This window comes from Aliterella sp. E5.1 (genome assembly GCF_057473825.1).
Window position 1 is genome coordinate 16656 of the sequence record NZ_JBYCCV010000039.1, and the last position, 17206, is coordinate 33861.

General features: G+C 44.0%; 10 protein-coding genes. 1 reads left to right on the forward strand and 9 read right to left on the reverse strand.

All coding sequences use genetic code 11. From position 1 onward, the window contains the following. The first annotated feature begins 1 nt into the window (after position 1). On the forward strand, positions 2–2077 hold the full coding sequence (locus AC2VE5_RS13980; RefSeq protein WP_486888357.1) for a protein kinase domain-containing protein: 2076 nt from the start codon (positions 2–4) through the stop codon (positions 2075–2077). A 17-nt stretch (positions 2078–2094) separates the two neighbouring features. Here the strand turns inward: AC2VE5_RS13980 and AC2VE5_RS13985 are convergent, their stop codons facing one another. From AC2VE5_RS13985 to nrdJ, 9 genes are all read right to left on the reverse strand, one after another. Next, positions 2095–3099, reverse strand: a complete 1005-nt coding sequence (locus AC2VE5_RS13985; protein ID WP_486888358.1) for a GGDEF domain-containing protein — start codon at positions 3097–3099, stop codon at positions 2095–2097. A gap of 185 nt (positions 3100–3284) precedes the next feature. Beyond that, positions 3285–4670 (reverse strand): cobyrinic acid a,c-diamide synthase CobB, encoded by a 1386-nt coding sequence (locus AC2VE5_RS13990; protein WP_486888359.1) that lies wholly within the window; start codon positions 4668–4670, stop codon positions 3285–3287. Positions 4671–4686: 16 nt separating this feature from the next. Then, the gene (gene opcA / locus AC2VE5_RS13995; RefSeq protein ID WP_486888360.1) at positions 4687–6063 is read right to left on the reverse strand and encodes a glucose-6-phosphate dehydrogenase assembly protein OpcA; all 1377 of its coding nucleotides are present in this window, start codon (positions 6061–6063) and stop codon (positions 4687–4689) included. 114 nt (positions 6064–6177) lie between these two features. Further along, the gene (zwf, locus tag AC2VE5_RS14000; protein WP_486888361.1) at positions 6178–7707 is read right to left on the reverse strand and encodes a glucose-6-phosphate dehydrogenase; all 1530 of its coding nucleotides are present in this window, start codon (positions 7705–7707) and stop codon (positions 6178–6180) included. A gap of 66 nt (positions 7708–7773) precedes the next feature. Continuing rightward, the gene (gene tal / locus AC2VE5_RS14005; RefSeq protein ID WP_486888362.1) at positions 7774–8919 is read right to left on the reverse strand and encodes a transaldolase; all 1146 of its coding nucleotides are present in this window, start codon (positions 8917–8919) and stop codon (positions 7774–7776) included. 48 nt (positions 8920–8967) lie between these two features. Continuing rightward, complete coding sequence (gene fbp, locus AC2VE5_RS14010) at positions 8968–10035, reverse strand: class 1 fructose-bisphosphatase (protein WP_486888363.1); 1068 nt, start codon at positions 10033–10035, stop codon at positions 8968–8970. Between the two features lie 279 nt (positions 10036–10314). Beyond that, positions 10315–10602, reverse strand: coding sequence for an RNA recognition motif domain-containing protein (locus AC2VE5_RS14015; protein ID WP_486888364.1), 288 nt, complete (start codon positions 10600–10602; stop codon positions 10315–10317). Between the two features lie 279 nt (positions 10603–10881). Then, positions 10882–11100 (reverse strand): ssl0294 family protein, encoded by a 219-nt coding sequence (locus tag AC2VE5_RS14020; protein WP_486888365.1) that lies wholly within the window; start codon positions 11098–11100, stop codon positions 10882–10884. Positions 11101–11184: 84 nt separating this feature from the next. Beyond that, positions 11185–16746 (reverse strand): ribonucleoside-triphosphate reductase, adenosylcobalamin-dependent, encoded by a 5562-nt coding sequence (nrdJ, locus tag AC2VE5_RS14025; RefSeq protein WP_486888366.1) that lies wholly within the window; start codon positions 16744–16746, stop codon positions 11185–11187. Positions 16747–17206: the final 460 nt, after the last annotated feature.

A 17206-nucleotide genomic window follows, 5' to 3' on the forward strand; every position in this document is an offset into this window, starting at 1 on the left:
GATGCCGCCCACAACTCCCCAGTATTGTACTAAAGGACATGAAAACCCGTCAGGAAGCCGTTTTTGCCTTCGTTGTGGCGAACAAATAGCTGCAACAACCGAACCCCAGGGTATTTATTGCGGACTAATTTTAGGCAGTCGCTATCGAATTATTCGGCAATTAGGACAAGGTGGTTTTGGGCGCACTTATTTGGCTGAAGATGTCAATCGCTTTAATGAATTGTGCGTGCTAAAAGAATTTGCCCCCCAAGTCCAAACCAGCGCTGTTTTACAAAAAGCTGAAGAATTATTTGCCCGCGAAGCTGGGGTACTTTATCAACTGCAACACCCCCAAATTCCCCGTTTTCGCGAATTGTTCCGCGTCAATGTAGACGGCAAGGGCTACTTATTTTTAGTTCAAGATTACGTAGAAGGTAAAAATTTATTTTCTTTACTTCACTCCCGTCAACCACCACGATTGCCGGAAGCTGATGTAGCGCAATTGTTGCTAGAAATTTTGCCAGTTTTAGAATATATCCACTCTTTGGGTGTGATTCACCGCGATATTTCTCCAGATAACTTAATACTACGAAATTCTGACTCGCGCCCGGTATTAATAGATTTTGGCGGAGTCAAGCAAATTGCCGCGACTGTATCGCAGTTAGCCCAATCGGAAGCAGGCAAAGCTGCACCCCCAGCTACCCTATTAGGTAAAGTAGGCTATGCCCCCAACGAACAGATGCGGACGGGTACAGTTTACCCTCATAGCGACTTGTACGCTTTAGCCGTAACAGCGTTGGTATTGCTGACAGGGAAAGAACCCCAAGCCTTAATAGATCCACGCACGTTATCTTGGCAGTGGGAACAAGAGGTAAATGTTAGCAATACCTTAGCTACGGTACTAAATAAAATGTTGCAGCCAAAAATGAGCGATCGCTATCAAAATGCGCGGGAAGTTTGGCAAGCACTAAATTCTACGAATCAAGATACTTTAGCTATTGCTCCAGCTTATACGGGTGCTTCGGTAATTAATACTTACCAAGCACCAATACCTAATAGTTATCCTAGCCCCGCCGGATTTCCGATTGGAAAAACTCTACTTGGATTTTTGTTGCTATTTGGCTTAGCGAGTGCAACGTTTTGGGGAGTCGGTAGCTTGCTAAAGTCTACCAATGTGCCGCCGCCAATTGTCGAAACTCCATCTCCGCCTGTAGCAAGTATTAGCCCATCAATTACACCCCCGCCAACACCATCTGTACAATTATCTACCGCAGAACAGGCGATCGCTGATGCTTTAATTGCTAGACGACAAAGTTTAGGCATCAATGAAAACTATTATTTTAGCGTTATGGATGGGCTGTTTTGGGCAAAATATCCCGACTGGCAAGGGCGCAAGCTCACAAACGATCCGGCATACGCAGAAGTGCGATCCCAATGGTATAAAATTGCCGATGAATTGCTAAATAAACTTGAAACAATTAGCGTTACCTCGCGGCAAAAGTTGGGGAGTTATACCAAAGCCGATCGCGATCGCACCGTAGCAGCAATTAATCAAGTATTTGTGGGCAGCCGCTCGTTGTACGATCTTACCGATGCTGCCTTTTTTGCCTTATTTCCCGACCAAAAAGGCAAAAATTTTGTTACTCAACCCGTCGGGCAAATTTGGAATGCGATCGCCCAAGACAAAGCAAGTAACATTATTGCAGGTACGGCTTACGAAAAGATTGCTTTTGCTCCTGGCACTACCAGTACCCAACTAAGCGGCAGTCTCAACCCCGGTGAAGGAAAGGTTTTTGTTGCTCAGTTAGCCCAAGCGCAGTTGATGGCAATCGATATGCAGGCAGAGGCTCAAGTATTAATTTCTATTTATTCTCCTACAGGTAAAACCGTATTACTAGCAGACTCGACAACGCGCACTTGGTCGGACACTTTACCAGAAGATGGTTACTACGAAATAGTAGTAGTTTCAAACGCCTCCACACCGATGAATTATCAGCTTAATTTGAGCGTGCAGGATGAAACCCCAGAGCCAATAATTGAGCCAATCGTACCGGAAACACCTACACCTACACCTACAGAAACCTTACCTGTTGAGTAGTCAATATAAATGATTTTTTAGACAGCGATCGCAACTTTTTTAGTCTCGCACAACTGCCCGGAGCAACCCACAACGCGATCGCGTCCGGCGGCTTTGGCTTGCAATAAGCAGCGATCGGCGCGGTCTAGCAAAGTTGTTCCCTCCCGATCGTCCAAGCTTTGCAGACAAGCTGCGCCAATACTAATCGTTACATTCAAGCTGAGCGTGGAATCAAGGGTAAACACTTGCTCCGCAATTACACTACGCAAGCGCTCGGCGATAAATAGGGCTTGTTCGCAATCGTTGTTACTCAAAATAATTACAAATTCTTCACCGCCATAGCGAAATAGCTTATCTGGAGAGCGCAAGTTGCGCTTGAGACGATAACTTAATAGCTGCAAAACGCGATCGCCAACTAAGTGACCGTAAGTGTCATTAATTGTTTTAAACCGATCTACATCCAAAATTAGCAAGCTCAAAGGGCTTCTACTAGAGCGACTTTCTAAGATCCGTTCTGGCAAATCTTGCTCCATTGCTCGACGATTATTTAATTGGGTCAAAGCATCAGCTAAAGCGATCGCTGATAAAGAACTATTTTTATCGATTAATTCTTGGTATTTTTTCCGATTGCGTAACGCTACTTGAAGATGCGCCAATATCAAGCGATTAGTAGCATTTTTTTGCTCTTGCTGACTTTCCAGCCAGAAAAAAGGTATATAAGCATCAGCAATATTTTCTAGCATTATGGCAGTTTTTTCTACTTGCCAATTGCAGTTTAGGCGATCGCTTTGAGGGCGATCTTCTAACAAAATGCCGTAAGGACAAGATAGGGTTGCTTGCACTCTGCTCCACTGGCAAAATTTTTCACTTTTATCTATACTCGCCTGCACTAACAAAATATCTGGTCGGCAAATTTGTACCCATGACAAGGCTTCATCAACACTGGTAGCGACTTCTACACTAAAACTTTTCTCTTGACGAATCTGCTCTGGCATTGCCTGAAAAAATTCGTAGCTACCTACAACCAGTATTGAAGTGTTCATGATTTGTTGCTCATTTAAAAAAAGTAATCCCATTAACCCGATAACGCTTACCTAGTCTTCTTTATTGCACCACGTTTGTAGCTATTTGGGTTCTTTGATACCAGAGAGCTTACTTGGACTAGGATTATATATTCAATTTCATTCAATAAATACAACTAGCAGCTAAAAGATTTCGGAAAATTCATTTAAGTACAAAAATAATTGCAGCAATCGATAAATCGCCTGGGTAAGCTCAAATTTCCCCCAAAATGGGTATGAATATAGGAAGCGTGGAGAGAAGGCGATCGCCATCCTTCGGCAGCAGAGGGGGACAAAGCGTCGTATCCCCGCGAGCGAAATAATGGCTCTGTCGGCTCTACCGACAAACTAGAGCGATGAAATTCATGCCCCCATACTACGGAGCCAGAAGTGACTAGAGGGCTAGTTTGCAAGGCTGTGGCTTGCCTGTAGCCCAAAGTTAAGCGCTTTCCCATAATTGCTGTTGCAGGGATAACTCCCACCATAGAATGGGCGGACTTTGAAAAGTCTACAATGTGCTGACACAAGTACATCAACCCGCCACACTCAGCATAGGTAGGCATTTGGGCTAAAATTGCTTGCCTAACTGAGGCTAAACCCGATCGATTTGCTGCCAATTCTGCGGCAAAAACTTCAGGAAACCCACCGCCAAAATATAGCCCTTGGACATTATCCGGTACGGAATCAGTAAGCGGACTCCAAAAAACTAATTCTGCACCTAGTTGTACCAAAATATCTAAATTGTCTTGGTAGTAGAAATTAAAAGCGCGATCGCGGGCGATCGCAATCCGTGGCGCAATGCCGGGGAGGGGCGCAATGCCGGGGAGGGGGCGGCATTTTTGGGAAGAATCCTTCTTCTCAAAAGATGCCTTCGCAATGCATTGCGCCCGTACTAGAGGTAATAATTTTTCCCAATCAAAACAGGTTTCGCCAATGGTCGCCAATCGATCGATAACGCTGTCAAGCTGACTAATTTCGCCTGTAGGTACTAAACCCAAATGGCGATCGGGAATTGTAATACTATCTTGTCGCCGCAGTACCCCCAGTACGGGCAAGTTTAGCGGCGCTAAAGCATCTTGAAGCAACTGCAAGTGGCGATCGCTGCCAACTCGATTTAACACCACTCCAGCGATCGAAATACGCGGATCTAAAGATCGATAGCCGTGGGCGATCGCTGCTACACTTGCCGACAAGCGACTGCAATCAATCACTAATAGTACAGGTAAGTTGAGCGACAAAGCTACATGAGCGGTACTTGCAAAGAAGTCTCCACTTGCCCCATCAAATAAGCCCATTACCCCCTCTACCAAGGCGTAGTCTACTTGCTGAGTATGACGGGCAAAACATTGCTGGAGGTAGTCAACAGAAGTAAGTACCGGATCTAAGTTGCGACAGCAACGCCCAGTAACGTATTGATGAAACATCGGATCGATGTAATCAGGTCCCACCTTAAAAGATTGCACCAGATTACCCTGGCGACACAAAAAAGACAGCAGGGCGAGGGTTACAGTTGTTTTCCCTACCCCACTGCGTTCTCCGGCAATTACGACCATAGTTGAGAAGTTGTTTCTAGTACTTACCCAAGGTCAAAATTTCTGCCGCCACCGCTAAACTTTCCTCATATAGAGGATCGCTACCCCAGCGTTGCAACTGATCGCTGAGTAAGATTTCGGCTTTTTGGTCAGCAAGAGAAGATACTTGCTGAAACCTACAAGCTTGAGCGCCGCCACCCGACTCCATCCGCATACAGCCGCTAGTTTCCGAACACAGTACCGTACAGCAATCTGCTTCTACGTTCGTTGAAGTCAAACGCAAAGCCATCAGATCTCCTGGAATTTGCCCCGCATCAGTAATTGGAACTCCAGCAAGCTCAGCCTCAACAGTACGCTGATCGTCGGTAAGAAAATGAATGCGCTTGAGATCGTAGTCGCCAGGTTCTTCTATTAATCCTGTAGGATGCCAGTTTAACCGACTTGCCAACCAACCTAGATACATCAAAGCTTGGGCGGGATTACCTTTTTCATAGTCAACGGTGACGCGATCGACTTCTCTTAGGGCTATGCGCCGTTCTGGAGGATCGAAAGCTTCTGCCGTCAATTCTTGCCAAGCCGACAATCGCCGCCAGTTGAGATCGGCAAGGGGTGTACCAGCCTTGAGCAATTCTTGCAGCTTGATTAAATTAGCCTCAGTTTCTGTAAAGTTGCTAGAGTCAAAAACTACCGAATCGCAAGTCTCCGATAAGCGCTTGAATAATTCGTTACTAGGATCGGGTGTGGCTTTCCACCACAAAAACTTGGGCAAGTCGCCAATTAACAAAGCGGAAACTAAACCCCCCATTCTTTCTAAAGCGGCGGATGTACCTTTGAGAGTGATATATTCGCAGCAAATTAAAGTATTAGAGGCTTGCTTTTGCAAGGGGCAATAAGCAGATACTTGAACTTTGACCCCAACATCTTCTCCGGCGATGGGACACAACGCTACAATGCGGCAAGGATTACGCAGGGCGATCGCATCGGCAATTCTGGGGTTTTGATCGCTGATGTTGTAAGCTAAGTCACTTGCCCCATTTCCGGTGTCAATAGCGCCACTACCACCCCGTTTAACTACTTCTTCGCGCAACTTTTGCAATGTTTCCGGCGTTCCTACTCCTGTTACAGACAATCCATATTTTTTTTGAATTTCCTTTAAGGCAGCTTCAGTTTGCGGACCAGGAATGCCATCAATCGGACCTCTATATACGCCCAAAGCTGCTAGTAGCTGTTGAGTTTCCTCCGGTTCGTAGACAATTAAGCTAAAAGTAGTAGCTCGTGTAGCAGGGGGAAGTCCGGCTTTGTCGCCAGCCATGCCGTAACTTTGCCAAATTTGACTCAATTCCGCTTCAATATCGCTCAAAGAGACATCTTTAGGCGGTTGCAACGACACAATAGGAGCAGATTTTGTAGACATATATATTTATTGAGTTAGGAGTAAGAAAGCTTGAGTTTTGAAGTATGAAGCAACTTTTACACTTATGTTTCTAACGTAAAACTGCAATTATTACTGCAAAACTCAAAACAATTTTTAAAGTCTGCGCCAACGGCGACCATCTTGATTAATTAGCAACTCAGCTTCCGATGGTTCCCAAGTTCCAGCCTCGTACTGAGGAACTAGAGCGGGAGCGCTCGGCGAATCCCAAACCGTTAAGGCTGGCGTAACCAATTGCCAAGCGGCTTCTACTTCGTCGGCTCTGGTAAATAAACTTTGATCCCCCATCATGCAATCCATCAATAAGCGATCGTAAGCATCACCCGTTGCTTGGATACCAAAGGAACCATAGCTAAAGTCCATATCTACCGAGCGCGTACTAACTAATGTACCCGGCATTTTTACTTCAAAACGCAAGGAAATACCTTCGTTAGGTTGAATCCGCATTGCTAAAATGTTGGCATTTACTTGTTGCGCCGCCGATTGAAAGATTAGATGCGGCACTTCCCGGAAGTGAATTGATATTTCTGAGACTTTTTTGGGCAAGCGTTTACCCGTGCGCAAATAGAAAGGTACACCTTGCCAGCGCCAGTTATCAATCAAAAACTTCATCGCTACATAAGTCGGTGTAGTCGAATTTGGATCTACTCCTGGTTCTTGGCGATAGCCATTTACCTTTTTGCCTTTCATCCATCCGGCGCTATATTGCCCTCGCACTGCCGAGCGCTGTAAGTTCTGTACGTCGGCTAGACGAGCCGCTTGAATTACTTTTACTTTTTCTGTTCTCAAGCTATCCGCGTCTAAGGCGTTTGGTGGCTCCATTGCTGTCAAGCAAAATAGTTGCATCAAGTGGTTTTGCAACATATCCCGCAAAGCGCCAGAACTTTCATAATATCCCGCTCGATCTTCTACGCCGACGGTTTCAGCTACGGTAATTTGGACGTGATCGACAAATTGACGATTCCACAACGGCTCAAAAATTGCATTGGCAAAGCGAAATACTAGCAAGTTTTGGACGGTTTCTTTCCCTAAATAGTGGTCGATTCGATAAACTTGTTCTTCTCGACAAACTTGCTGTACTACTCGGTTTAGCACCCGCGCTGAACTTAAATCGCGCCCAAAGGGTTTTTCAATTAATAAGCGCGTTTTAACGGGATCTGCCAACATCTCGGCTTTTCCAAGTTGAGAAATCGCTTCCGGAAAGAATTTGGGCGAAACTGAGAGGTAAAACATTCGGTTCCCTCTAGTGGAGCGTTTTTCATCTAGTTCGCCGAGGAGGGTCTTGAGTTTTTGGTAACTTTCAGGATTATCAATGTCTCCAGGACAGTAGAACAGTCCTTGAGCAAAGTCTTGCCACAAATCTTCTGAGCCAATACCGTCAGAAAATTGTTCAACTCCTTCTCGCATCTTGTCGCGGAAATACTGGTCGCTCCAATCGCGACGCGCCACACCAACAATGGTAAGTTCTGGAGGAACGCGCCTTTGTTGGCGCAGCTTGTAAAGAGCGGGAACTAATTTGCGTTGAGTTAAATCTCCTGAAGCTCCGAAAATCACAATAATCTGAGGTTCGGGCAGTTTTTCTTGCTTCAACCCTACGCGCAAAGGATTTTCTAGCAACTTAATCATAGGTGTTTGATGATGAAGGGACAAAGGAAGACAAGGGAAGGACATTAACCCTTCCCTTTTGCTTTTTTATACAGGTGATAAGTTGCTGACTTTTTCTTCTAAAGAACTCATCAACGATTCAAAAGGCTTGACAAATTTGTCAATACCATCGATTAGCAATTCTTCCATTACTTTGTTGAGGTCGATATTGATATCGGGATCTTTGAGGCTTTCTATCAATTGATAAGCTTCATCAACTTTGGTTTCGACTCGATTATCAACGTCGCAATGGTCGGCGCAAGCTTCAATTGTGTTTGGTGGTAAGGTATTGACGGTATCAGGACCAACTAATTCGTCAACATACATGACATCGCTGTAGCTGGGATCTTTAGTACCAGTACTTGCCCACAGCAAGCGTTGTACGTTCGCGCCTTTGGCAGATAGAGCTTTCCAGCGATCGCTTTGAACGATCTTTTTGTACTCTTGGTAGGCAATTTTCGCATTAGCGATCGCAACTTTGCCTTTCACTGACTTTAGTTTTGCTTCTAAGTTGATATCGTCCACGCCTGCTTTGAGCTTGCTATCAATTTTGCCATCAATGTTGCTATCAATGCGACTGAGGAAGAAACTAGCCACGGAGGAAATTTTACTAATATCTTTGCCTTCAGCAGCGCGTTTTTCTAAGCCGCGAATGTAAGCCCAGGCTGTCTCTATATAGCTCTCTACAGAAAATAGCAAGGTAACATTGACATTAATCCCTTCACTAATTACCTGTTCTACGGCTGGCAAACCCGAACTCGTACCGGGGATCTTGATCATGACATTGTCCCGCCCGATCTCCTCGTAGTAGCGTCTAGCTTCTTTAATCGTTGCCTCAGTATCGTGAGCTATTGTCGGCGGTACTTCGATACTTACATAGCCATCTAGTCCCTCCGAAGCGTCATACACGGGGCGCAAAATATCGCAGGCGTTGCGGATATCGTCAAATACTAGCGACTCGTAGATTTTGTAAGTTGGTAACTTTGCTTTAATTCCAGCTTCGATGTCTGCATCGTAAATTACATTTCCGGCGATCGCTTTTTCAAAAATAGCTGGGTTGGAAGTGATCCCGCAGATCCCTTGATTTTCCACCATATCTTTGAGTTCCCCGGACTTCACTAAGTCGCGAGTTAAGTTGTCCATCCAGATACTTTGACCGAATTGCTTGATCTCTAATAAATGATTAGTTGCCATAATAAACTCCGTGTTGGTGTTTGAAATTCTATCGGTATAAAGGGGGGTTTACTGCGGTACGCGGGATCTTTCGCGCATTTGGTGCTGGGACTGTTTTTCAATAAACGATTCAACCAAAGCTACATCGTCTTTGCTCCCAATAACTAAAGGAGTCCGTTGATGTAATTTTTCTGGGATTACATCCATAATTTCTTGGATTCCGGTGCTTGCTCTGCCTCCTGCTTGCTCGATCAAAAAAGCTAAAGGTGCAGACTCGTATAGTAAGCGCAATTTACCTTCTGGTTTTTGCTCTGTACCAGGATAGAGAAATACACCCCCTTGGATCAAAATCCGGTGAATATCTCCTACCATAGCGCCACCATAACGAGCGGTATAACCTTCGGTGCGATGGACGTAGCGGATATATTCTCTAAAAGATTCATCCCACTGCCAGAAATTGCCTTCATTGACACTATAAATAGCACCATGACTAGGGATTGTAATGTTTTCTTCGGTAAGAATAAACTCCCCTAGGCTGGGATCGAGGGTAAATGAATGAACTCCTTGCCCAATCGAATAAACTAGCATCGTACTTGGTCCGTACAGGATATACCCGGCGGCAATTTGCTTGTGTCCGTCTTGGAGCAAGTCTTGGGCTGTTCCGTCGCTATCTTCACCAACTTGTTGGCGAATCGCAAAGATAGAACCCAACGTTAGGTTGATATCGGTATTAGAAGAACCATCTATCGGGTCATACAAGAGAGTATAACGACCGATAGGGCAGTTTTCCGGGATGTAGTAGGGTTTCTCCATTTCTTCCGATGCCAAGCGACACACAAGCCCGCTTTGCTTGAATACGGAGATAAATACATCGTTGGAGTAAACATCCATTTTTTTAACAGATTCTCCTTGGACGTTAGTTTCTCCCGTAAATCCGAGTACCCCTTCCATCAATCCCGCTCGACTAAGCCGACGGGCAATTAGCTTTCCAGCTAAGGCTATCCGATTCATTAAAGCACTAAGGTCTTGAGCGTCTGCGCCAAAACTTTGCAGTTGCTCTAATACGTGACGCGATAAGGTTGTACAATCCCGATTTAAGGCGTACTCCTCCTCTTGGATTTGTTGCACGTCAGCCATTATTTTGTCCTCCAAGTGCGATCGGCTTATTTACCGAACTACTATAGGCTTTACTATTCTGCTTTCTATCTTAGAGAGGGAAACTGGTAATTGAAGTCTAGATTAGACAAATTATCGGATTAGAACAATAAAAACCCTTTGGCATAGTTAGCGATCGCCATAGAAATACCGACTAGCTATGACCCTTAATACCATTGTCACAACTTATCGGTTATGCGTTACTATTATTTTTTATTTTGGGCTTGGGAAACTTGCGCTAAAAAACCTAGGGAATATTACTTAGTATTCGCTTCGCCTAGAAACTCCGCTCTCGCGTCGATTATCTTCTCTAGGTTTAGCTTTATTTACTCTCAACTGACGACCCATCCATTCCGCACCATCTAGTTCAGTAATTGCGGTGTCTTCTTGGGCATCTTCATTCATATCGACAAAGGCAAAACCTCGCATCCGTCCGGTTTCTCTGTCTGTAGGTAAAACAATTCTTTTAATTGAGCCGTACTCCGCAAATACTGCTCTGAGATCTTCTTCGGTAGCGCGGTAAGAAAGATTTCCAACGTAAATAGTCATAGAAGTCGCAATTTAGTCTGGACGAGTAGCCAAAGCTTCAGACCAATAGACGGATAGATAACACGTTGCTTCCAAGTAAAATCTATCTGACTTATCAATGGCAAATCTAGATTTTGTTTTACCCTGTGTAGGGTCGCAAGTCTAAACTTCAACCAAAGACGGGACTGAACTTAAACGTACCATCCTATCATAGCTCACTCCTAGCTTGCTCCGAGGTTATCTGGACTACAAAACTACTTAGTAATTTGAGGTTAGCAAATTGCTAACCTCAAGGTTTGATTAGTCGATGGAAATAGACTGTGGTCCTCTATTACCGTTGCGATCGCTGTCGGCGCTGAAGGTAGGATAGGTGGTAGTTCCGCCTTGCTGTTCGAGCCAACTTTTGACTGGATCGTCATTTAAGTTGAGGCGTAAAAAACCAGAGCAAAGCCCACCTAAAAACGAGACTGGATGCTGAGTCAATTCTCTAAAAAGGGGTGTTAGTTCGTCTAAAAACATTTTCTAAGTCTCCTAATGCTATTGGCTGAAATTTTAACGTGTCTGCAAGGAAAATTGGCTCCTCCTAGGAAGGAAGATTCCGATTTACTTGGGTTCTTCCGCCGCAAATAAACATTTATCTGAGTCACAACCTGCGGGACCCGCTTCGGTCATTTCCCCAGAATCATAACGACTCAAAGCTGCGTAAAAATCATCGGTTTGTCGGCGACTTTTCACTTCTTGCATCAGTTGGTTGTATGTTTCTTTGCTAATTGGTTCAAAAGGTAAGCGAGGGAAGGTTTGATGAGCGTCAAATCGAGCCAGCAAAGCAGCAGAAATGTACCCTTCGTCATCGCGAATGGCTTCATAAATGCGCGTCCCTAGGCTTTCAATTTCGTTTTCTCTTAGCTCAATGGTGGCGCTAGTATTATGAGCTACATAATACTTTTGCACTTGCATATAAAAGTCCATTTGAGCCGCCGCGCTAAAAAGACTAATCTCAATTTCATCCGCCCCAGGAAAATCTGCCCAAGGTACGGCTACCGGAATTTCGACTAACCATTCAGTACAGAATTCGTCAAATGGATTGTTTAGCAAATTGCCGTTTTCATCTTTATCTGACTGAGAAGGCACAATATTGTAGCCGTAATCAATGCAAGCTAGGGCTACGGGGTCATTTTTGCGAAAAGTGATTCGGCGAATAAAACGTTGCGCTTTGGGGGGATGCCAGCCCGGAGATGCGCCTGTAAGCAAAGATTTTGTGCCAGATGGTTGTACGGTTGTACAGCGATTTGGGCGCTTGAGATTGTGAGCGTCGCAATAGCGCCAAACTGCCTGATTGACGATCGCCTTCCACCGACTTAAATATTCTTGTTCTTGCTGCTTGAACTCCAATCCTGCTTCTGTTTGCGGTCTTCCAGCTTCCCACCAGCGCAGCCACTCTGTACCAAAAGCATTGACAAAAAAGTCAAATAACCCGGTAAATGATACGCCGACAATCGGGTCTAATTCCCGCGATTGCTGGTATCGGGCTTCTAAAAAGTGATGGTTCAATAACGAAGCAACCGAAAGCGCCCCGGCGGTAAAAGCTTCCTCTTGTTCTTGATAGTTGTGGGGGTCTATTTGATTGAGGTGAATCTCTGAAAGATTGCAATTTCCCGTTAGCGTGTTGCCAAAAACACCTTTATTAAATTCTGGTTCGTTGAAACAATAAGTATCGTGCTGTCCTGGTAATTCTTCAACGCTTTGGATACTTTGCCACTTACCTTTTGTTGTTGGCTTGTGTCCTTTGGTTGTATCTAGACGCTGACAGGGAATCTCCGCACAATCAGTAATTTGCAGATAGTACAAGTCTTTAGCTCTTTGACCCAAATTTGTTGTACTTGCTTGACGTGACATGATGTTTACGGACGACCTAATAGCACACTTGGACAAGAGTAGCTGTAAGCGATAAGCCCTTTGGTAATCGTAAACATAAATTCTAATTCCGTAGCTATCGGTGTTAGAGCCATCAGTATCTGCTAGTCCAGCGATAAAAGCCAGAATAGCTTGTTTGTTCCAGCTTGCGATCGCATTTAATGAATCTGCGTCGTTCTTCAATCGTTGTAATAATTCTCCTGAGAACCCTAAGTCTGTAACATCTACAAAGGGCGGTAAGTAACTGTAATTTCTTTCCGGCGATTTTTTCCCTGAAACCACAAGTTCCGCCTTCTTTTGATATAGACGGATTTTTGCATTGCCATTGCTATCTATGGTTCCATCACCTACAGCTACGCCCAAAGTGTACGCATAGGATAAATCGACCGCAACTCCATCTTGATAATCAATTGCAAACGGTTCTGTGTGAATACTGTATTTGCTGTAACCTAATAAGTCTCTTGTTTGCACCTCTTGATATTCTTTCCCAAATCTATCTTTGACAAAGAAACGATGATATTCTGTTGCGTCTAAGTAAGAACCATCAACAAAGCGAACTCTGTATAATTTTTGTCCTGTATTGGTTTGGAAGGGAACTACTTTACTCCAGTGCTTACCATTCCAAATTTCAATTTGTTCTCCGACTACATCTTTAATTTTGTGAATGCTGTCGCGGGTAATTAATTGAGTTTCCCCAGATACACAGTGGAAATTAGCACCAAGAATCTCTCCGCAATTGTGAGCCACTAAACCATTAGCGTCAAATCTCGCAACACTAGGGACAGTACAATCGTAAACTGCTTCTTGACCATCAGATTCAATACTGTATACTGTGACGCTAAAACGTTCGCGGTTAGTATTTCGTTTATATCCTGATAGCAAAGTTTGTAAACGTTCCGCTTTGTTGGGTTCAGTAAATCCAATTAGGTTTTGGAAAGTAACGATGTTGTCGTTGGCTATAACTAATTCATGCTGCGCCTTACATAAATATTCCGCTAGTTCTCGATTGGAATCTGGTAGCATTCTTACGCCTTCTAAGCGGCGATTTTGATAAATACTCGTAGCAATCCCCAAGCGGAGTAGCATTCTTTGTACAGCTTCAAGTAATGGCAAATTACTTTGTGCTAATCGAATGCTGACACCTTTATTTTGAGTACCTTGGATGCTACCATCGGCATCAAATATTCCTTGCAGAAAACCACAGTAAAATTCAAAACTTGCTTGTTCTATTTCTGGCGTAATTGTCTTGTTTCTAATGGTTATTCTATAAGCACGGGCAAGTCTAGCCAAACCCGCAGAGCTTACTTGATAATACTTGTTTTGTTTGTGGTAGATCCCTGTTAGTTTGTCACTACTAGAAACAGAGTTTTTGATCAAACCAAGAGCATATTCTTTCATTTCTACTTGGTTGTCGCCCCAATACCGAAAATGGGCTTGATAGCTGTAATTGCCAAGATTTTGACTAAAACAACCATCGCCTACCAAGTTACCTAATAGCCAGCCTTCATCTTTTGTGCCGTTGCCATCCCAAGGTAATAATTCTCGGTGATTGTGAATTGATATGCGATCGCCTATTTGCAAGTCACCCGCTTCAACCCATTCTGTATATTGACTATTTTGAGTTTGGGCTGTGACTTTTAGTAGTTGATGATTTTCTGTTAATCGCAGGCTATAGCCTTCTTTTGTCCGCAGTTTAACTACAGGCTTAACTCCGGTAAAGAAAAATCCTTGGGGAGTTGTACTAAATAATTCACCGTTAACATAAGTGCCATGTTGTACGCCGATTAAATCTTTAACTTGCCTTGCACCTTTTTCAGTATGAATCCAAGTATCTGAAGTAACGCAAGGATTCAAAGCATACCTAGAAAGCCGATGTTCTACTTCTGTTGCTGGCATTTGGGGAGCGCGATTTTGCAGCCAATCCGCCGCCGCAGATTCAGAATTTGTGTAGGTTTTGAGAAAGTCTTTTTTTAGTTCGAGCGTATTTACTATATCTGCGTTTGCCCGTGCGATCGCTTCTCCCGCCCACTGAATTGCACCTTCTCCAGAATAATACTGCTGTCTGACTGCATTAATACATTCGTCTAAAGTAGGTTTGCGGTGAAATACTCGCGTATGGTTTGCCATCCGCAACGCATCTCTTTCGGGATCGATTCTCCAGTTGCCGTTTTCATCTTGATGCCATAGATTGCCCTTAGCATTAGCAAATAACTCGTCTTCGCTAACTCCTTGGCGCATTCCGGCAGAATTTGATACTAAAATCCCTTCGCAAACAAATTCATGAATTGTAGAAACTTCAATGTCATAGGTCTGAGATGTTCTAACATCCATTTCTACAGATTTAACTTTAATCGGCGTTAGATCGGTAACATTGGATAGTAATTTCTTTAGAGTTGGCGCTATCATCTGCTCTTGTCGATTGCCCCAACCATACCTGTAACTATTTACCAAAGGTCTAACCATTATTCTCGGAAACCCATGCTCCTTAAAAGATGTAGGTCTGTTTCTCTGGGTGGTAGCAAAATAAGCAGAATACTTTGACAGCAGCGTTACGGTACTTTCATAAGCATCATGCCCTACCGTAACTAATTCTCCCTCCCACTTGTTATTGCCTTTGCGAACAGAGGAGCATTGACGAGTTGTAATTCCCAAAGAAGCATACACAGCTTGAACTTGGCGCAGAAAATCTTGATGTACTGAAGCAACTAATACTCCTTGGCTGTGACAACCATCAGCATCAGCCAATCCAGCTAGGTAAGCTTTACGAATATCAAGAGTGCCGAGTAAAATGCAATCTGGAATTGAGATTGATGTGAAAGATTTTTTAAATTGTGTTAAATAGCGATTGAGATTGCTGGAATTTAATTGAAGCTCAAAAGCTTTGGCTCTGCATTGTTCGGGAGTTCTGAGGGTATAAGTATCCAACCCAAAACTTTGCGCCACACTAACTAAGCGCTTAATAATTTCTGGTTGATGCTCTGCTATTCTAAATCGCACTCTAGAACCATCCGCAGCTACTGAACCATCGCCGTGCAAGTAGCCTAAGAAATAAGCTACATCAGTATTTAAAGCTGGAATAGTAATAGGTTTAGCTTGAGAAGTCCCTTTTTCTCTAAATTCTGGCAATTCTGTCGCCGTACCTGGGATAGACTGAGGTACAAAAATTAAGCGATCGCCTTCAGTAAGATCCTGCGCCTTAACCATCTGATAGTTGCCGTAAACATCGGTCAAAACTGCAACTTTATGGTCAGCAGTACATTCAAAATACCCATTTTGAGTTTTAATTCGGCACAGAGATTGCACCCCTTGATCGAAGAAGTTGGTAACGGGGTAAAAGCCTTTACTGGTGAGGACGCGATCGCCAATTCTAATCTTTTGAATGGGTACTACCCCCGATTCTGTATGTACAAGGGCTTCCCCAGGAAGACAGCGACGCACGTTACCCGCCACCACTACTACCGCCGCCTCATCAATCAATAAGCAGCATTCTACAGAATTTAATTGTCGCCCTATAGCCTTGTTGAGGATACTGGCACAGCGATCGTACAGTTCTGGTAATTTAACTGGGTTAGCAACGCCGCCAAAGCCTTGTAAGCGCTCTCCTTCGCCGCGAATATCATTGAGAACAACTTGTACTTGTACGTCGCTTGTAAATCTTTCGTCGCTGGAAAGTTCTAATAAAGTTTGATAAGACTTTACCCAACCAGCGCGGCTATCGCCTACGTGAATTGTGACGGTATTGCCATCAATATTAATTTCTGTCTTTTCTCGCCGCGATTGGGCTGGAGTTGTGCCAATTTTGCCTTGCAATTCAACAATTAAACGATTGCGAATTGGTGGTAATTGGTTAATATACTTGGGTTCGAGGACTGCGCCCGTACCGCAACCCATCATTGCCAAATCCATCATTAGCCCAAAAGCGCGCCAATCTACCACATTTGTACTGGTACAGTTGTATGCTCCCGAAAAATTCTCTGGCTTTTCTAGCCATTTCGTCCCGCCTACCCACAACCAGCGTCCGCTAGAGAGAGATTTTAGTTGCTGCTGCATTTTGGCAATCGAAGCCGCGTCTTCGGGGGTAAGCTTGCCTAAACTTACCAATCCTTGGAGAATGCGATCGCCTACTTGTTGCCAAGATTCCCTTCCGGCTGCCATCCGACGGCTGTAAGTCCGATAAAATACCGCTTCGCCAGCCGGGGCAGATTCAGGAAACTTACTATTTTTTTGCACCCGCTCTAAATCTCTCACCATAGGAAAAGTCTGATGTTTTAAGGACAGACTAAGACTATACGTCATTTAGATATAGCGGACAAGAATTGAAAATTTTGGGGTTTTGCGCTAGTGATAGAGGACTCTCGATTTATCCTTGCCTAAAAGCCTTGACTTTTTACCAGTAGCAGCAGAAATCTTTTTTGGCAAGTTTTTAGAGATTCTCAATTTATTTGGGAATACTATAACTTGAAGCGATAAATAAAGGGCAAACTCATAAAATTAGTTGCGATCGCGTGATCGCTTGCGGATTTTTAGCTGATGACCGTGAAGTAAAGATATAGTGACTGCTATTAATTCCCCAGCTTAGTTAAATTTAACGGATTTCGCGGAATTCCCCTTCCTCGCCGCAGGCAGGGAGGGGATGGATAGCGGGAGACTCTTAGTCTCCAATTAGTCTTGACTTTCACTTCTAGGTATGAGATTATACATATACCCAAAG